15 protein-coding genes and 3 tRNA genes are annotated in these 18537 nt (G+C 64.3%); 4 read left to right on the top strand and 14 right to left on the bottom strand.

Annotated features, from left to right (window positions below; genetic code table 11):
* Positions 1-6 precede the first annotated feature (6 nt).
* From U1702_RS05030 to U1702_RS05010, 5 genes are read right to left on the bottom strand one after another with little or no spacing between them, the layout of a single operon-like run.
* Positions 7-990, bottom strand: a complete 984-nt coding sequence (locus tag U1702_RS05030) for a DNA polymerase III delta subunit-related protein (RefSeq protein ID WP_332722610.1) — start codon at positions 988-990, stop codon at positions 7-9.
* A complete protein-coding gene (gene tmk, locus U1702_RS05025) occupies positions 987-1610 on the bottom strand; it encodes a dTMP kinase (protein WP_332722608.1) in 624 nt (207 codons plus the stop codon). The genes U1702_RS05030 and tmk overlap by 4 nt, the downstream gene beginning before the upstream one ends.
* A complete protein-coding gene (locus tag U1702_RS05020; RefSeq protein ID WP_332722606.1) occupies positions 1607-2773 on the bottom strand; it encodes a D-alanyl-D-alanine carboxypeptidase family protein in 1167 nt (388 codons plus the stop codon). The genes tmk and U1702_RS05020 overlap by 4 nt, the downstream gene beginning before the upstream one ends.
* Before the next feature lie 27 nt (positions 2774-2800).
* Complete coding sequence (locus tag U1702_RS05015; RefSeq protein ID WP_332722604.1) at positions 2801-3673, bottom strand: SPOR domain-containing protein; 873 nt, start codon at positions 3671-3673, stop codon at positions 2801-2803.
* Complete coding sequence (locus U1702_RS05010; RefSeq protein ID WP_443026803.1) at positions 3657-4706, bottom strand: lytic murein transglycosylase; 1050 nt, start codon at positions 4704-4706, stop codon at positions 3657-3659. The genes U1702_RS05015 and U1702_RS05010 overlap by 17 nt, the downstream gene beginning before the upstream one ends.
* A gap of 91 nt (positions 4707-4797) precedes the next feature.
* On the opposite strand from U1702_RS05010, the gene U1702_RS05005 reads away from it, so the two are divergent.
* Positions 4798-4887, top strand: a tRNA-Ser gene (locus tag U1702_RS05005).
* Between the two features lie 98 nt (positions 4888-4985).
* Positions 4986-5759, top strand: a complete 774-nt coding sequence (locus tag U1702_RS05000; protein WP_332722601.1) for an alpha/beta fold hydrolase — start codon at positions 4986-4988, stop codon at positions 5757-5759.
* A gap of 45 nt (positions 5760-5804) precedes the next feature.
* On the opposite strand, the gene U1702_RS04995 is transcribed toward U1702_RS05000, so the two are convergent.
* The 4 genes from U1702_RS04995 to U1702_RS04980 form a co-directional block, all read right to left on the bottom strand.
* The gene (locus U1702_RS04995; protein ID WP_332722599.1) at positions 5805-6002 is read right to left on the bottom strand and encodes a hypothetical protein; all 198 of its coding nucleotides are present in this window, start codon (positions 6000-6002) and stop codon (positions 5805-5807) included.
* 9 nt (positions 6003-6011) lie between these two features.
* A complete protein-coding gene (locus U1702_RS04990; protein WP_332722597.1) occupies positions 6012-7061 on the bottom strand; it encodes a Leu/Phe/Val dehydrogenase in 1050 nt (349 codons plus the stop codon).
* 82 nt (positions 7062-7143) lie between these two features.
* Positions 7144-7220 (bottom strand) — tRNA-His (locus tag U1702_RS04985).
* Entirely contained in the window at positions 7198-8301 is a 1104-nt protein-coding gene (locus tag U1702_RS04980; protein WP_332722596.1) for an ATPase, T2SS/T4P/T4SS family, read from the bottom strand. The genes U1702_RS04985 and U1702_RS04980 overlap by 23 nt, the downstream gene beginning before the upstream one ends.
* A 97-nt stretch (positions 8302-8398) precedes the next feature.
* Between U1702_RS04980 and U1702_RS04975 the strand changes: the two genes are divergently transcribed.
* A complete protein-coding gene (locus tag U1702_RS04975; protein ID WP_332722594.1) occupies positions 8399-9064 on the top strand; it encodes a prolyl hydroxylase family protein in 666 nt (221 codons plus the stop codon).
* A gap of 76 nt (positions 9065-9140) precedes the next feature.
* Here the strand turns inward: U1702_RS04975 and U1702_RS04970 are convergent, their stop codons facing one another.
* From U1702_RS04970 to lon, 5 genes are all read right to left on the bottom strand, one after another.
* On the bottom strand, positions 9141-11783 hold the full coding sequence (locus tag U1702_RS04970; RefSeq protein ID WP_332722593.1) for a TonB-dependent receptor domain-containing protein: 2643 nt from the start codon (positions 11781-11783) through the stop codon (positions 9141-9143).
* A 122-nt stretch (positions 11784-11905) separates the two neighbouring features.
* A complete protein-coding gene (locus U1702_RS04965) occupies positions 11906-13507 on the bottom strand; it encodes a beta-helix domain-containing protein (RefSeq protein ID WP_332722592.1) in 1602 nt (533 codons plus the stop codon).
* A 237-nt stretch (positions 13508-13744) separates the two neighbouring features.
* Positions 13745-13819, bottom strand: a tRNA-Val gene (locus tag U1702_RS04960).
* A 114-nt stretch (positions 13820-13933) separates the two neighbouring features.
* On the bottom strand, positions 13934-14206 hold the full coding sequence (locus tag U1702_RS04955; RefSeq protein ID WP_332722590.1) for an HU family DNA-binding protein: 273 nt from the start codon (positions 14204-14206) through the stop codon (positions 13934-13936).
* Positions 14207-14364: 158 nt separating this feature from the next.
* The gene (gene lon / locus U1702_RS04950) at positions 14365-16761 is read right to left on the bottom strand and encodes an endopeptidase La (RefSeq protein ID WP_332722588.1); all 2397 of its coding nucleotides are present in this window, start codon (positions 16759-16761) and stop codon (positions 14365-14367) included.
* Positions 16762-16912: 151 nt separating this feature from the next.
* Between lon and U1702_RS04945 the strand changes: the two genes are divergently transcribed.
* Positions 16913-18505 carry a M1 family metallopeptidase gene (locus U1702_RS04945; RefSeq protein ID WP_332722586.1) on the top strand — a complete coding sequence of 531 codons (1593 nt, stop codon included), beginning with the start codon at positions 16913-16915 and terminating at the stop codon, positions 18503-18505.
* Positions 18506-18537: the final 32 nt, after the last annotated feature.

Below are 18537 nucleotides of genomic sequence, written 5' to 3'. Positions count from 1 at the left end.
AAGCGTTCAGCGCGTGGCGAGGCGTGCCAATATCCCGCCCATCTCGAACACCGTCGCCTGTGCATCGAGCGATTGGGCGAGCGCGAGCGGGCCGAGTTCGCTGGCGCTTTGATAGGCGTCGAGCGCGCTGGTCAGCGATTTGCCGTGTCGGGCGCGCGCTTCGCTGGCGATATAGGCGGGGACGCGAGCCAAGAACGCTTCGTAACGCGGCTGTGCTGCCTTGGCGCCCAGCGTTTTGGCGAGACGGGCACGGATCGCGTTATCGGGGTCGCCACGTGCCGCAATCGCGGTCATTTCGGTGTCGAGCGTGGCAAGGTCGAGACCGGCGAAGCCCAGCGCCTTGCCGGGGGAACCGGCACCGGCGCGGACCAGCGCCTCGATCTCCGCCGCGCTCGCCTCCGGCAATTCGGCGCGCAGGACGGATGCAACCTCGACATCGCTCAGCGGATCGAAGCGCAACAGACGACAGCGCGAACGGATCGTCGGGAGCAAGCGGCCCGGCGAGTGGCTGACCAGCAGGAAGATCGTGCCCTGTGGCGGCTCCTCCAGATTTTTGAGCAGCGCATTGGCGGCGCCCGGCCGTTCGACGTCGTCGATGGCATCGATCACCACCACGCGACGCGACGACATGCTCGGTTTGGTGGCGAACATCGGGTTGAGCGTGCGGACCTGGTCGATCTTGATCGACCGCGCGATATTCTGGTCGGGCTTGTCGGGATCCTTGGGCAGGCGCAGCAGCTCACGGTAATCGGGATGCGCCCCCGCCGCGATCATGCGCGCGGTGTGATGCTCTTCGGGGACGTCGAAATCACCGGGAAGGCCGGTCGCGCCCGCCGCTTCGGCAAGCATCCGCGCGGCGGCCGCGCGGGCAAAGCTGCCTTTCCCCACCCCCTCCGGTCCCGCGAGGAGCCAGGCGTGGTGCAGTTGCTCGCCCGACATGGCATCGCGCAACGCTGCCTTTGCGGCGGTGTTTCCGGCGAATGACGTCATGGCAGCAGGTCTGACAGCGCGTCCAGCAGTGACGTCGTGACGTCATCGATCGTACCCGACGCGTCGATGAGGCGAACTCGATCCGGCTCGGCAGCGGCAATGCGGCGGAACTGGGCAGCGACGTCGGCGTGAAAGCCCGGACCACGCGCGCCGAAACGATCCGCGGCACCGCCATCGCGCGCCAGCGAGCGGGCGTGACCGTCGCCATCGGGCAGGTCCAGCACCAGCGTGCGATCGGGCAACAGGCCGCGCGTGCCGAACCCGTGCAGCGCCAGGATCGCGGCATCGTCGATATCCTGCGCCCCCTGATAGGCGCGGGTGGAGTCGATATAGCGGTCGCAAAGCACCCAGCTGCCCGCTTCTACCGCAGGGCGAATGAGCTTCTCGACATGGTCGGCGCGCGCGGCGGCGAACAGCAAGGCCTCGGCATGCGCGCTCCAGCGGGTTACCTCGCCTTGCATCAACAGGCCGCGAATTGCCTCTGCACCCTCCGTGCCGCCGGGTTCGCGAGTAAGCACGACATGCACGCCGCGCGCCTCCAGCGCATCGGCCAGCCGCCGCGCCTGCGTGGACTTGCCTGTGCCCTCCCCGCCCTCAAGGCTGAGGAAGCGCCCGCTCATGCCCTGAAGAACGCCATCAGCCCGGCCCAGGCGCGACCGAAAAAGCCGGCCTCGCCGACATCGGCCTGGGCGACCAAAGGCACGCGCTGCTCAGGCATGCCGGGTGAGGTGATGACGAGATCGGCGATATGCGTGCCGGCCTTGATCGGTGCCTTTAACGGCCCCTGATAGACGACGGTGGCGCGCAGATCGGGTTTTGTGCCCGCTGGCACGGCGATCGACAGGTCACGCGGGGCGACGAGGCCGACTTCGGACTGATCGCCGAGTTGCACGGCGGCGCTTTCGACCTTGCGGCCCTTGCTCACGATCTTTTGCGAGGCCCAGGCGCGGAAGCCCCAGTCCATGAACTTGACCGATTCGTCGATCCGCCCGTTGAAGCTGGTCAGGCCTGCAACGACCATTACCAGGCGGCGGTCATTTTGTTCGGCGGAGCCGGTAAAACCATAGCCCGCTTCATCAGTATGACCCGTTTTCAGTCCATCGGCGCCCTTCACGCGGCCCAGCAACGGGTCGCGATTGGCCTGCGTAATCGGCTTGCCGCCCAGCGTGGTGCCGAAGGTGAAGCTCTCGCGCGAATAGAAGCGCTTATAGAGGTCGGGATGGTTGTTGATCGTCGCCTTGGCCAGCTTGGCCAGATCGCGCGCGGTGACGAAGGTCACGCCCTTGTCCGGCCAGCCATTGGACGTGCCGAAATTGCTGTTGTTCAGGCCAAGCTCCTTGGCCTTTGCGTTCATCAGGCCGGTAAAGGCTTCCTCGGTCCCTGCCAGATGTTCGGCCAGCACGACGCAGGCATCGTTACCCGAAACGACGATCACGCCGTTGAGCAAATTTTCGACGCTGACCTTCTGACCCGCTGACAGGAACATGGTCGAACCCGCTGAAGGACCATGCCATTTCCGCCAAGTCTCAGGCCGCACATCGACCATGTCGGTCAGCTTCAGCTTACCCTGCTTGATGAGGTCGAACGCGACATAGGCGGTCATCATCTTCGCCATCGACGCGGGCGGCATGCGGCGATCGGCGTCCTTGGCATAAAGGATCGCGTTGGACGACAGATCCTCCATGAACGCGACCGGTGCCGTGGTCTGGAACGGCGGGGTCTGCGCAGCGGTCGGCGTGACGGCCAGACTGATGGCGGTGGCGGAAAGCAGGAACTTCTTCATTGCGGGTCGGGTCCGGGGTGCTGGAGGTTATGGAACGGAAATGACGCGGGCGTCAGCATAGCCGCGGCGCGCGATATCGGCGCGGGCGCGTTGGGCAGCAGCGTTGTTGGGGAACGGGCCGAGCTGGACGCGATACACCCCGCCGCCCGGTCGGACGATGCCGCCGATCTCGTCGGCAAGCGTGCGGGCGCGCTGCGCGCTGGAGACGGCTGCGACCTGAACGAACAGGCCGCGTGTGGCGCGGGACGGCGGTGTCAGGGTCGTTGGACGCGGCGATGCGATGCGCGGCGGTGTGCGAACTGGAGGCGCTGTGTCCTCGGGCGACCGATCCGCGCCACGCTGACCCAGCTTCTTGCGCAGGCCGACGAGCAAAGCTTGTGGCGCATCGGCACGCATCGGTGCGGCTTGTCCGGCAGATAGCAACGCCGAATCCTGTGGCGTCACGCTCGTCCGGCGCACGCGCACCGCCGGGTTGCCGGTGACGCCAAGCTGCCGTGCCGCCGCGCCGGACAACTCGATCAGGCCGCGCCCCTGCCCGCGTATCTGGATCAGCATCGTCTTGCCGGTATCCAGCGCGGTGACTTCGGCGAAGCTGTTCACCGGCAGCACGCCGCTGAGGGCGAACACGCCCGCCCCCGCGCCCGCATATCCGGCATAGCCGACGCGGTCGTAGCGATCCTCACCCGGGCGGAGCTGCGACGATCCTTGCGGTCCCTGCGACGGCGGGGGTGCGCCGTCAGTGACGAGCGGAGGCGTGCCGTCGTCCCGAACGGGCGGTGGCATGCGATCCGGCATTTCGGATACGGGTGCGGGCGGCAACTCCTGCAAATCGCCGCCCCCGCCCCCGCCGCACGCCGCGAGCAAGGCCAGCGGCAGAACGGCGCTAATTTTCGATTTCATCGGCCAGCAATCCCACCGAGAGCGCATAGAAATTGGAGCAATTATAATCGAGGATGACCTGATAATTGCGGGTCAGCAGATAGGCGGTCTTGCCCGGGCCGTCCGGCTCCAGCAGCGTCGCCAGCATATTGCCATCCGGCCAGCGCCCCGATTGCGTGGCGACGCCCAGCGCGCGCCATTCGGCCATCGTCTTCCACTGCGAATGCCGGTCGAACACGCGCGGGCAACGTGGTGAGGTGGTGCGGGCGGCAATCGCGCTGCGATCGAGCGATCCGGGCACATTGACCGCAACGCCCCAGGGTTGCCCCTCGCGCCACCCGGCATTGACGAAATAATTGGCGATCGACGCCAGCGTATCTGCCTCGTTCGACCAGATGTTCGCAACGCCATCGCCATCGCCATCGCGCGCGAGACGAATATAGACCGAGGGCAGGAATTGCGGATAGCCGAATGCGCCGGCCCAGCTGCCCTTAAGCCGCTCACGCGGGACGCCGCGATCGACCATCTTCAGCGTGGCGATGAACTCGCCCGCGAACAGGCTGCGGCGGCGGCCTTCATAGGCGAGCGTCGCCAGGCTGCGCGGCAGATCGAAATCCCCGGTATAGCTGCCGTAATTGGTTTCATGCCCGAAAATGGCGACCATGATCGATTCGGGCACGCCGGTCTCGCGCTCGACCCGCGCCAGCTGGGGCCGCAGCCGTTGGTAGGTGCTGCGCCCGCGATTGATCCGCGCGGCATCGACATGGCGCGCCTTGTACGGTGCGAAATTGGGAATCGGCGCATAGGCGCCGCCGCCGGGCTGATCGCGGTCCAGTTCGATCACGCGCGGGTTGAAGGTCAGCGTCGGCAGCACCGCGTCGAGCGTGCGGCGGCTGACGCCCTCCCGCTCCGCCTGTTGCCGCAGCGGCCCGTTGATATAGGCGCGAAACCCCGCCTCGTCCTGAGCAACCGCCGGAGCGCCCGCAACGCCGAGCGCCGCGACAGCTGTTCCAACCAAAACGATACGCCTCACAAGGCCAGTAAATCCCCGCATTCCCCTTCTCTGCCACATGCCGGTTCAGGCATGAACCCCCTGCGTCGCCCTCTTGCAGAAAAGACGACGAACGGCCAAAGCGCTGCGGCGCGGAGAGGTGGCCGAGTGGTTTAAGGCAGCGGTCTTGAAAACCGCCGTGGGTGGAAGCTCACCGTGGGTTCGAATCCCACCCTCTCCGCCAGGGCCGCCATGGCGTGTGCTTTTCGGTCAGACTATGCGTTCATTGGCCCCGAAGGCGGCTCCCGATGGTTCAGGTCCGAGCCATCGGAGTATTCCTGAATGAACGAAGTCCAACGCGGTGCCGGCCGCAAGCTGCTACTGATTCACGGTCTCGGCGGAAGCTGGCAATCGTGGAGCACCATTATTGACGCCCTCAGCGTCGAACGGACGGTGATCGCAATCGACCTTCCGGGACACGGCGCCACGCCAGCGGAGCACGATAGCGGCACTTTCGAAGGCCTTGTCGGCAGCGTCGAGCGTTATATCGCGGACAAGGGGCTGGACGGAATCGACGTCGTCGGCAGCTCAATGGGCGCGCGGATCGTTTTGGAGCTAGCCCGGCGTGGCCGGGTCGGCAATGTCGTGGCGCTTGATCCCGGCGGTTTTTGGCGCGGCTGGGAGCGCACATTCTTCAAAACTACCATCGGCGTTTCGGGGAAGTTGCTTCGAGCAATCCGGCCGATGTTGCCGATGCTCAGCAAGAACGCCGCCTCCCGCACCGCGTTGCTGGCACAGTTGTCCGCGCGTCCGTGGGCGCTCGATCCGCAGGTCGTTACGACGGAGTTGGCAAGCCTCAGCACGACACCGACATTCGACGCATTGGTGCATGACCTTGCAGGCGGGCCTGAGCAAACGGGTCCAGCAGCCGATCCCGCGCGTCGGATCGTGGTCGGTTGGGGCCGCCATGATCGCCTTTGCCTGCCAAGGCAGGCAGCGCGGGCGAAAACCGCCTTTCCCTCTGCCAATCTTCACTGGTTCGAGGCCAGCGGACATTTTCCCATGTGGGACCAGCCGGACGAGACGGTTGCCGTGATATTGGCCGCAACCCAGTGACAAGGGTTACGGACCTCCATCGGCCCGCGATTCCCTGAGCGAGTATCAGCCTTCTTCCAGGTCCAGATACGGCACGACGTCATTCTCAGTCGCCAGCCATAGCCCCGCCTGCACATCGTCACTCTGCTGCCGCGCCACCGCCAGCGCTTCATTGAGTGGGCCGTAGAAGAGGGTCTGCGCGGCGGCGTCCTGCTCGCTCAGGTGATAGAGACGGACGCTGGCCGTGCCGGAGGTTGTGCGCATCCTGTCAGCTTAGCGCCCAATCAGCCGTTGTGCGATCATGTCCGCGACTTCGCTGGCGGGGGCACCGGTGCGGTCGCTTTCGGTCCAGACCTGCTCCAGGCGATCTGGGATGCGAGCGATGCGGGCTTCGACTTCGGCGCGGTCGCCCTTGCCGAGATATTCCAGGCCGACATTGATGATGCCGCCCGCGTTGATGACGTAATCCGGCGCATAGAGGATGCCGCGCGCGTGGATGCGGTCGCCGTCGGCGCGGGTGGCGAGCTGGTTGTTGGCACCGCCCGCCACGACCCGGCAATCGAGCGCGGCGATCGACTCTTCGGTCAGGATCGCGCCGAGCGCGTTGGGGCTGACGATATCGGCGGAGACGCGCAGGACCGCGTCTGCGGCGACGACATCCGCACCCAGTTCACGCGCCAGCGCGGCTGCCTTGTCGGCATTGACGTCGGCGAGCGTGAGCTTCGCGCCGTCCGCTGCCAACAGGCGCGCCAAACCACCGCCGACGCTGCCGACACCCTGCACCGCGACATGTATGCCGCGCATGCTCTCGACGCCCAGCGCGCGCTTGGCCGCCGCCTTGACGCCAAGATAGATGCCGAGCGCGGTGAACGGGCCGGGATCGCCGCCAGCATTGCCGCCTTCGACCGGCAGGCCCGAGACGTGGCGGGTCTGGGTGGCGATGACCTTCATCCGCTCCTCGGACATGCCGACATCCTCAGCGGTGACGTAACGCCCGCCCAGCGATTCGACTGCGTTGCCGAATGCGATCAGCTGTGCCTCGCTGATCGTTGCACCCGGTTCGGATGCGAGGACGACGCCCTTGCCGCCGCCGAGTGGCAGATCGGCCATCGCGTTCTTGTACGACATGCCGCGCGACAGGCGCAGCGCATCGGTGACCGCCCTGGCCGAATCGGCATAGTGCCAGAAGCGAACGCCGCCGGCAGCGGGACCCAGCTTGGTCGAATGGATCGCAATCACCGCGCGCAGCCCGCTTGCCGGGTCGCTGATGAGATGCACGCCCTCGTGCTCGTCAAAATCGGGAAGGTCCCAAACCGCGCCCATGCGTCGCTCCAGCATGCTAAGAAAGTGTCCGGGCCGCGCAATATTATTTTACGCTGCGGAGCGCCAGCTTAAAATGGGGGAATGGGGCGACCGACGGGACTTGAACCCGCAACTTCCGGCATCACAAGCCGGTGCTCTAACCAATTGAACTACGATCGCCGCGAAGCCGCGCGCTTAGCGGGGGTGAGGCGGGATCGTCAACCCACTCCACGGAAGATGACAGAACATGCGGATGCCTGCGCCGTGCATCCGGGGAAACCCCACCCTCGCGCGCGATCCGAATCGCCGCGTCGGGCGGAATGACACCCTCGCGTACCAGTAACCGCGCAGAACCGGCAAGGCTGGGTGCCTTTAAAAAGGCGTGCCGGGCGATAATCGTCGCATCGGCCCCTTCGACCAGAAGCCGGCGCAGGGGCGCGTCCGCGACGATGGATTCGAACACCATCACCGGCGCGCCGAACCCGGTGCCATCACAGCCCCCGCATCCCGCCGCACGATAGATGGCGGTACCGGGATCGACCCCCAGCAATGCCGATTCGGACGTGCTGGTCTGATCGGCGAGCCGGCACACCGCACACAGGCCGGGTGCCGGGCAAACTGCCACCACCGCCCGCAACGCCGCGCCGAGCATGTGGCGCTCCACCCGCAACGACCGCAATTGCGCGATCGCGCCAATCGAGTCTGCCGCCTCGACGCCCAGCACGACGCGACGGCCGCTATGCGCGATATCGAACAGCAGCGCTGCGGTGCCGCGATCCGTGACGCCGTCGATCAGGATCGCATCGCAATCCATGCGCGCCGCCGTTTCGACGCGCTCGCGCACCGGATCGATCCACGGGACGTAACGATGTTCGGCGGGTTGGCCGAGTGCGACCATGACCGCTTGCCTGGACGCCGGATCGCGCGAGACGACTACGAAAACGCCGCCATGGGGGGTGTCCAGCGCATCGATCGCGCGCCACATCCGCCCCGGCATGCCCAGCCCGCCCAGCGCGCTCGCGGTGGCGGACTCGCGCTCGATCGCGATGGCGATGCGTCCGGCCATCGCAGTCGCGCCCGTGACATTTGCCGCCTGCTCATACCATTTCGCGCCGGGTCCGGCCTGACGGATACGCGTCAAACCGGCGGGAAAGCGCGCATAGACCGCATCCCCGTCCGGTTCGCGGCAAATGTGCAAGGCCGTCACCTGCGCCCGCCGCGCTGCATCGATCAGTTCGCTCAGGGTTTGCGCGGCGTCCACATGTCATCGCTATGGCGCGACCGTGACAATCGGCCTTCACTTTGGTGACATTTTTAAGACGTTGGCGATGCCGGGGGCGATCTGGCAAAGAAGCGGCATGATCGCGCCCCTATCCACATCCGGGTCCGCATCCGGGTTTCCGATTGAACCGGTGATCGAGCAGCTGACCCGCCAGCCCGGCGTTCAGAGAGTGCCGAACCCGAAACTGACGCTGTTCGTGCGCAAAGCGTTTCTGGACCAAGCATTGTGCGCGGAGGTGATGGGCCTGATCGATATCGACCGGCGGCCGTCGACGATATCCGATTATAATGGCGATGCGGTGTTTCGCACCAGCGAGACTTGTGATCTTCCCGCGCAGGCACCAGCGGTGGCCGAGGTCGAGCGGATGATCGCGGCGTTCATCGGGCTCGATCCGGCACATGGCGAGCCGCTACAGGGCCAGCGTTATGCCGTGGGGCAGGAGTTCAAGGCGCATACCGACTATTTCGAGCCGGCAGGCGTCGATTTCGAGAAATTCTGCGCGGTATCGGGGCAGCGCACCTGGACTGTGATGATTTACCTGAACGAGGTCGAGGCGGGCGGCGCGACGCGGTTCAAGGCGATCGACAAGCTGATCCAGCCGGAGACCGGCAAACTGCTGGCGTGGAGCAATTTGCGACCGAACGGCACGCCCAACCCATCGACGCTTCATCACGCGATGAAAGTGCGCGCGGGGACCAAATACGTCATCACGAAATGGTTTCGGGAGCGGCCCTGGGGGTAAATGAGCGTAGTACGATCACGCTCTAATGAAAAAGGACCGCCCCGACGGACGGCCCCTTCCCTTTCCTCTACCCCGATCAGAACTTCGCGCTGAGGCCCAGCGTGAAGGTGCGACCGACGTTATAGGTGTTGGTGTCCACCCGCACGTCGCTCGGAAAGATCTGATATTCCTGATAGCGCGTCTTGGTCAGGTTGCGGGCCTCGAACTTCAATTCCATCTCCGCACCGGCGAAGTTGAAGCCCTGTCGCGCCACCACGTCGAGGCGCAGACCCGGCTTTTCGATGATGTCGGGCAGACGGACGCCCTCGACCACCGGACCACGGTTGGTCACGCGCTCGCTGGCATAGTTGAACAGCACCGTCAGCTGCGACAGCGACGCCGTATCCTCGAACCCGATCTGGAAATTGACCAGATGGTCCGACTGGCCGACCAGCGGCGCGCCGTCGTCGAACAACAGCGACGACTGCACCGGCGGCGCACCCAGGATCGGGCTTGGCACCAGCTGGTTGCCCGATTCGATCTTCGACTTGGTGAAAGTGTAGTTGCCGATCAGTACCAGCCGCTTGGTGGCGAAGAAGCCGCCGCCCAGCGTATCGAGCGGAATGTACTTCTGCGCATCGATCTCTGCGCCATAGAGCTTGGCGCTCGGCGCGTTGGAAAAGCCGGTCTGGAGCGAGGTCGATCCGCCCGCGACGAACGCCACCGCCTCGATCGGATTTTCGATCTTCTTGAAGAAGCCCGCCAGCGTCACGCGCTGGTCGCGCGCGAAGAACCATTCGTAGCGCGCCTCGGCATTATACAGTTGCGAGTCGATCAGCAGCGGGTTGCCCAGGAACTGCCGGTTGCTCTCGAAATCTTGGTACAGCTGCGGGGCCAGCTCGCGGAATTGCGGGCGAGCGATGGTCTTCGACCCGTGCAGGCGCAGCTGCATATTCTGGGCGAAGTTCCAGGTCACCGTGGCGGCGGGCAGCCAATAGTCATTACCGAGATTGGTCGCGGCGAGCGAACCGGTCGGCAGCACCTGCTGCTTCGCCGTTTCGTAACGCACACCCGCCGAGGCGCGCAGACCGTCAAGCAGTTCCGCCTCGACCTGTCCGTAACCGGCATGGACCTTCAGCGATGCGTCATAGGCGGACGCACCGGTACCGGTCGATTCGTTGCGCAGCGTGATGCCGTAAGTCTGGATATTATAATCCGACAGCAGGTAATCGGGGCGCTGCTGCGAAACCGCCGTGCCGACGGGTCCGTTGTTCGGGCCGATGAAGCGGAAGAAATAGCGGTATGACGTGCGGTTGGTGTCCGAATAGGCATAGCCGGTCGACAGCGTGATCGGACGCGGTGTGTCCAGCTCGTAGCTGACATCGGCGGCTCCGGTCCACAGATCCTCGTTCAGGTCGCTGAACGCGATCGTCGCCGCGCTGGGGCTGCTCAGCGAGTTGGTATAGTCGGCGACGTTCGGGTTCCAGATATAGCGGAACGCGCGCTCATAGGGTGCCTTGCGCTTGGTATTGGCATAGGCCCCGCGCAGATCGAGGTCGAACTGTCCGAAATCGAGTTCGGCGACGATCTGGCTGGTGAACAGCTGACGCTCGAACCAGTTGGTGTTCTGAGTCGAGAAGGACGGCACGCCGAACTGGCCGGGAATGCCGAAATTCTCTTCGTCGCCCAGGCCGATGATCGCCTGTTTCAGCGTGTCGTGAATATAAACATTGGTGAAGCGGATGCGATGTTCACCGGTTTCGATACCGATACCGAGCAGGCCATTGGCGATGATGCGGTTGTCGGTCGTGACCTGGTTGAAATCGCTGGCAAGACCACCGTCTGCGCCGATCGCTACCTGCTGCTTCTGCTCGCGCGTCTGCCAGCTGTTGGACATGCCGCCCGCGCCGATCACGCCGATGCGGACCGCACCGACATCGATGCTGGTGCCAAAGCTGGTGCTGGCCGACCAGTTGGCCGGGATATGGTTGTTCTCGAACACCACCGTCGTCGGCGCGTTCGACATCTGGATCAGCTGTGACGGATCGGTGATCGACGTGCCGTTGGTGCCCGCGGCCTTGATGAAGCCGGGGACAGTGCGCTCGCCATCGTCATAGCCGAACACGTCGGCGGACCCGCCGTCATAGACATAGCCCAGTTCGCTGGTGGTGACGGTGTCGAAACCGATCGACCCCTCGATCTGCAGGAAACTGTCGCGCGGCGCGGCGCGAGTGGTCAGGTTGATCGCGCCGCCGCCGAATTCGCCGGGGTAATTGGGCGAATAGCTTTTCTGCACCAGTGCCGATGCGATGATGTTGGTCGGGAACAGGTCGAGCGGCACCACGCGGCGCAGCGGTTCCGGGCTTGGCAAGGGCAAACCGTTGAGCAGCGACGAGGAATAGCGATCGCCGAGGCCGCGCACGAACACGAAACCGTTGCCGACGACGCTGAGGCCGGTGACGCGGGTCAGTGCGCCCGCGATATCGCCCTCACCGGTCCGGGCGATATCCTCGCTCGACAGCACCGACACAACCTGTGGCGTCGCCTTGACGATATTCGGGATATTCCGGCCGATCACGACGATTTCCTCGCTCGTGTCCCCCGCGCCCGGTGCCGAGATTTCGACCTCTTCTTCGGCTGCCGGTTCTTCCTGCGGCACGGTCGCACCGGTCGGCCCGGGCTGGGCGGCGGCCTGTGCAAGCGCGTGTGGCGCCACAAGTTGCGATGTCAGAAGCAGCATGCTCCCGAATAATGTGGTCTTTTTCATCGTTGGCAGTCCGTTTTGAGAGGCATGTCCCGGCACGGGGGGACCGGAACCGGCGGCCCCTTCTCCGCCGGTTCCGGTTGGGGTGATCCTTCCGATCAGGTGACCGGAAGGGTCGTGCAGGCGCCGCTGGTCGAGCCGAAGTTCGCGCGGTTCGAGTTGCAGGTCCAACCCTGATACCAGGTGTCGGCAGGACCGCTGATCGCGCCGATATAGCTGGTCGAGACCAGGAACGACGTGCCGGCCGGGTTGAGCGAGGCGGCGTTGAATGCCGTCACGCCGGTCGCACCCGTGCCGGGCAAATAGCCCATGGTCAGTGCGTTTGCGGCGGTGCCATTGGTGACGTTGTTGGTGCCGGCCGCAACCAGTGCCGCCTGCTCCGCATTCGTGACCGTCACGCTGTTCTGCGCCGTCTCGGTCGACAGGGTACCGCCACCGCAGGCGAAGTAGATCGAGTTGAACACCGGCGGACCGGCTTCGTCGAGCGCCGCATTCGCCGCGCGGATCGTCGACTTACCGCCATTGTCGGTCGTGCCGGCGATGACGTTGAGGCAAGGCTGACCCGAGGTGAAGATGCCGTTGACGAAGGTGAAGTCGGCACCGCCGCGCAGACGCAGACCGGCGTTCGTCGCCGATGAGGTGTGAACGAAGGTGAAGTTCGAGATGCGACCGAACTGACGCGGCAGGGCGTCCTCATTATTGTTCGAGTCGATTTCCATGACGTAGTTGTCGCCGGTGGTGTTCGACGGCTTCTGGATGGCGATCACGAACTGCATGAAGCCCTTCCAGCCCACATCGGTATCCAGGCTGTCGTCGTCCGCGCCGGTAACGACCATGTAGCGCGCGTTATGCGTGCCGCCGAAAATCTCGATACCGTCGTCCGAGCTGTTGTGGATCTGAATATACTCCAGGCGCGTGCCCGAGCCGACGCCACCGGTGGTGATACCCTGAAGCTCGTTATTCGGGCTGATGACCGTGCCCGAATAACGGACCTGGACATAACGCATGACGCCCGAATTGTCGCCCGCGGTCGCGCCGCCATAGAGCGCGTTGCCGGTGCCCTCGACGACATTCTCACAGTTCACCGCGCCACCGGTCACGCCGGCGAGGTTGCAGTTCGAGATCGGCGCGCGACCGGCCAGGATGATGCCGCCCCACAGACCCTGTGACTCGTCGGTCACGCCGCCGGTCAGGTTCTGTTGTGCGGTGAAGATGATCGGCTGGCTGGCAGTGCCCTCAGCCGCGATCGTCGAGCCACGATTGACGACGAGCAGGTCGTTGTCGGCATTCGAGGTGTTGGCATAGACGATGACGCCGGGCGCGATCGTCAGGTTGCCGGCAGTGCCGGCAACACCCGCGCCACCGCGATCCACGCCGACATCGACGCGACCGTTGATCTCGTAAGCGACGCCCGCGACCTTGTTCAGTGTCAGCGTCGTGATGAGCGACGGCAGACGGCACGAACGGAAGCTGCCGAGTACGCCGACATCGGTGGTGCCGCTCGGGCAGCTTGCGGCTGGCGTACCCGGAGTCGGGGTCGGTGTGCCGGTTGGCGCTGGCGAGGGTGCCGGAGTCGGCGCGGGAACAACGATAACGCCCTCGCCCGGCGAAGCGACGCTCGATGCGCCATCGCATGCGGCAAGAGTCGCACCGGCGACGCCCGTCATGAGGATGAGGGTGAAACGCTTGAAGTCGGCCATGAAAATCTCCGTTCTGGATTCGGGCAAGCGCCCGGGATCGACTCGGAAACATCCCCCTGCCGACCGCATGGCCGCGCTAGGGACCGTGCGTGACTCGCAGATGGGATTTCGGAGAAACTTCAGTGACGGTGATGTGACGATGATGTGACGTTTGTTGCAGACGCGTTACGGATGCCAATGCGGCCCTGCGCCAGAACGAAAAAACCCGCCGGGCGGTGCCAGGCGGGTTTTTGCGGATGGTGGGCGCGGCTGGGATTGAACCAGCGACCCCTGCGGTGTGAACACAGTGCTCTACCACTGAGCTACGCGCCCCCTACCCTGGCGGACCAGGATCGCATTGGCGAACCAAAGCGTCCCCGGGGGTGCCGGGGAGCGGGTGCCTCTAAAAGGACGAAACCGGCTTGTCCAGTCCCGCCCCTTTGGAATTCAGTTGACCGCGTCCTTCAGACCCTTGCCGGCCTTGAACTTGGGCTGCGACGAAGCCTTGATCGTCATCGGCTCGCCGGTGCGCGGGTTGCGTCCGGTCGATGCTTTGCGCTTCGAGACCGAGAAAGTGCCGAAGCCCACCAGACGAACTTCATCCCCCTTTTTCAGGGCGCCAGTGACCGCGTCGAACACGGCTTCGACGGCCTTGCTGGCATCGCCTTTGCTAAGACCGGCGGTGTCGGCGACCGTCGCGATCAATTCCTGCTTGTTCATGCCCTTGGAACCCCTGCTTTTATGACTCGCCCCTAAAGGAGACTCGCGGCACCGAAATGCCGGTGGAGCAGCAAACCGACTCGCGTCGCCGCTGTAAAGGGGAAAGCATCGGCTCAGGCAAAAACGCGACGAAATTCTAGCCTTACGCTACGTAAACGCTAGTGGCGCAGTGATTCCGCGCCGGGTGGCACCGCCGTCGGTGGCTGGGCGGCCAGATCGTCGGCTTCGGTCCACACGATCGCTGTCAGCGGTTCGGTCAGAGCCAGCTTCAGCACCTCGTCGACATGGCTGACGGGAATGATCTCCAGCCCTTCGCAGATATTGGCCGGAATTTCCGCAAGATCCTTCTCATTCTCCTGCGGAATCAGCACCGTCTTGATACCGCCGCGCAACGCCGCGAGCAGCTTTTCCTTCAGACCGCCAATCGGCAGCACGCGACCCCGCAGCGTGACTTCGCCGGTCATGGCGATGTCCTTGCGCACCGGTACGCCGGTCAGCGTCGAAACGATCGAAGTGACCAGGCCGATGCCCGCCGACGGACCGTCCTTTGGCACCGCGCCTTCGGGCAGATGGACGTGAACATCCTTGCGCGCGAAAATGCTGGGTTTGATGCCATAGGACGGACTGCGCGCCTTGATGAAGCTGAACGCGGCCTCGACCGATTCTTTCATGACGTCGCCCAGCTTGCCGGTGGTCTTGACCCCGCCCTTGCCGGGTACGGTCACGCTCTCGATCGTCAGCAACTCGCCACCGACTTCGGTCCAGGCGAGACCAGTGACGCCACCGATCTGATGCTCCTCCTCACCGATACCGAAGCGGTATTTGCGCACCCCGGCATAGTCGTGAAGATTATCCGGCGTGACGATGATACTGGTCATTTTGCCTTCGAGAATGCGACGCAGCGCTTTCCGCGCCAGCTTGGCGATCTCGCGCTCCAGCGTGCGAACGCCCGCCTCTCGCGTGTAATAGCGGATCAGGTCGCGCAGACCGTCATCGGTCAGCTCGAACTCGCCCGCCTTCAGACCATGCGCATCGATCTGCTTTTCGAGCAAATGGCCCTTGGCGATTTCGAGCTTTTCGTCCTCGGTATAGCCCTCAAGCCGGATGATCTCCATGCGATCAAGCAAAGGTTGCGGCAAATTCAATGAGTTGGCGGTGGTTACGAACATGATGTCTGAAAGATCGACATCGATCTCCAGATAATGGTCGTTGAACTTGCCATTCTGTTCGGGGTCGAGCACCTCGAGCAGCGCCGACGACGGATCGCCGCGGAAATCCTGACCGAGCTTGTCGATTTCATCGAGCAGGAACAACGGGTTCGAGGTACCGGCCTTTTTGAGGTTCGACACGATCTTGCCCGGCAGCGAGCCGATATAGGTGCGACGGTGGCCGCGAATCTCGGCTTCGTCGCGCACGCCACCCAGCGACTGGCGGATGAACTCGCGCCCGGTCGCCTTGGCGATGCTCTTGCCGAGGCTGGTCTTGCCGACACCGGGCGGGCCGACGAGGCACAGAATCGGCCCCTTCAGCTTGTTGGTGCGCGCCTGAACCGCCAGATATTCGACGATCCGGTCCTTGACCTTTTCCAACCCGAAATGGTCGGCGTCGAGCACGGCCTGTGCCTCCACCAAATCCTTTTTCAGCTTCGACTTCTTGCCCCAGGGCAGGCCCAGCAGCACGTCGAGATAGTTGCGAACGACCGTCGCCTCGGCGCTCATCGGCGCCATGGTCTTGAGCTTCTTCAGCTCGGTCGTCGCCTTGCCGCGCGCTTCCTTGGACAGTTTGAGCGTAGCGATCTTCTGGGTCAGCTCGGCGATCTCATCGCCCTCGCCTTCCTCGCCCTCGTTACCCAGCTCGCGCTGGATCGCCTTCAACTGTTCGTTGAGATAATATTCGCGCTGGGTCTTCTCCATCTGGCGCTTCACGCGGCTGCGGATCTTCTTCTCGACCTGAAGCACGCCGAGTTCGCCCTCCATGAAGGCGAACACCATCTCCAGCCGCTTGCGCGGGTCGGTTTCGACCAGCAGCGACTGCTTGTCGGCGACCTTGACCGCGATGTTGCCCGCGACCGCGTCGGCCAGGCGCGAGGCTTCCTCGATCTCGCTCAGCTGAACCGCAGTTTCGGCGGGCAGCTTGCGGTTGAGCTTGGCATAATTCTCGAACTGATCGACGACGGAGCGCATCAGCGCCGTGGTTTCCGTGCCTTCGACCGGCTGTTCCTCGACCGGATCGACGGTGGCGGTAAGAAACGGGCCGTCCTCGGTCAACGTGGCCAGCGTGCCGCGTTCCTTCCCCGCGACCAGCACGCGCACGGTGCCGTCGGGCAGTTTCAGCAGCTGCATCACCTCCGCCGACACGCCGGTGTCGTACAAATCGTCACGGCCGGGATCGTCCTGTGCCGGGTCGAGCTGCGCGACGAGGAAAATCTCCTTGTCGTCGGCCATTGCGGCTTCGAGTGCGGCGACCGACTTGTCGCGGCCGACGAACAGCGGCACGATCATATGCGGGAAAACGACGATGTCGCGCAGCGGAAGGACGGGGTAAGTGGACTTCATGGATACTCCAGTGCCGCCCGCAGGGGACGGATTCGGACTGTTATATGGGGTGTGGGGGCGTCGCATCAATCGGGTTGCGATTACCGCCGCATTTTTGCTTTGTTTTCCAGCGCTTGCGCAGAAGGGTGAGCCGCCGATCACGGCGCTGACGATGCGTTCGGGGGGGGAGATCGAGCCGGAGCGGGCGGCGTTGCGACTGGAACATGTCGAGCTCGACCTCCGGATTTCGCCCGAAACCAGATTCCTTTCCGGCGAAGCGACGTTGCGGCTGATTACAAGCGCGCGTCAGACACGGTTGCTGATCGACCTCGACAAGAATTTCACCGTCAGCGCGATCGAGATCGACGGGACAAAGCTGGCGGCGGGCGCGTGGCGCAATCCCGAGGGGCGGCTGACGATCGATTTACCCAAACCGGTTGCGGCGGGCGGGCGGGTGACCGCGAAGATCGCCTATGCCGGGCGGCCGCACGAGGCAGTGAACGCGCCATGGGACGATGGCTTCGTCTGGTCGAACCATGACGGCAAGCCATGGGCAGCGACGACGGCGCAGGGCTATGGGTGCGATCTATTCTGGCCATGTCTGGACTTTCCGGCAGGGGAGATTCCCTCGATCCGGATCGGGATCGTCGCACCCGATGGCGTCCAGGCCATCTCCAACGGCACGCTGCAATCGACCGAGCGGCTGGCTGGCGGCGGCACGCGCTGGAACTGGGTGGCGAAGAACATCAACCCGTACCTCGTCGCCATCAACATCGGGCCATATCGTGAGATCAGCGGAAGCTATATCAGTAAATTCGGGAACAAGTTTCCGCTGCACCTGTGGCATTTGACCGGCAAGGACAAGCAGGCCGCCGGGCTGTTCGCCGAATTCGCGCCGACGCTCGATTTCTACGAGCGCGTGATCGGCCCCTACCCCTTTGCCGACGAGAAACTGGGGGTGGTCGAGACGCCGCACATGGGCATGGAGCACCAGACGGTGAATGCGTATGGCAATAATTATCGCAAGGACGACACCGGGTTCGACTGGCTGTTCCATCACGAACTCGCGCATGAATGGTTCGGCAACCAGATGACGGCAGCGAACTGGGACGATTTCTGGCTCCACGAGGGCTATGGCCAATATATGCAGCCGCTATATGGCCAGTGGCGCGAGGGCGAGGCGCGCTATGCCGCGATGATGTCGGTGCAGCGGCAGCGCGTGTTCAACCGCCAGCCGCTGGTATCGGGCAAGGTCCGCACCTCCGACGAGGTCTATCAGGAGCAACTGGGCGGGCCGGGGCAGGACATCTATTTCAAGGGCGCGTGGGTGCTGCACACGCTGCGCTATCTGATCGGGGACGCGGCGTTCTTCGATGCGACGCGGCGGCTGGTTTATGGGCGGCCCGATCCCGAGCCGGGCAGTTTCAGCACGCGTTTTACCTCAACCGCGGAGTTCGAGACGCTGATGAACGCGGCGGCGGGGCGTGATCTGTCGTGGTTCTTCGACGTGTATCTGCGCGACGCGGCCTTGCCCGAGCTGATTGAGACACGGACGGGTGGGAAACTCACGCTGACGTGGAAGACTGCACGCAAGGCGGCATTTCCGCTGCCGGTCGAGATTGCAGTGGGTGGCGTCGTGCAGAAACTGGCGATGGCCGGCGGGAGCGCGACGATCGACGTGGCCGAGGGCGGGCATGTCGTGGTGGACCCAATGGCACGGGTGCTGCGGCGGAGCGTGGCGATCGAGGCGATGCAGGGGCGGTAGAAATCCCTCTCCCCTTGGGACAGGGATTTTAC

The sequence above is a fragment of the Sphingomonas sp. LT1P40 genome (genome assembly GCF_036663835.1).
Lineage (GTDB): Bacteria > Pseudomonadota > Alphaproteobacteria > Sphingomonadales > Sphingomonadaceae > Sphingomonas.
The sequence above is the reverse complement of the archived record's forward strand: the minus strand, read 5'-3'. Positions and strand labels throughout refer to the sequence as shown.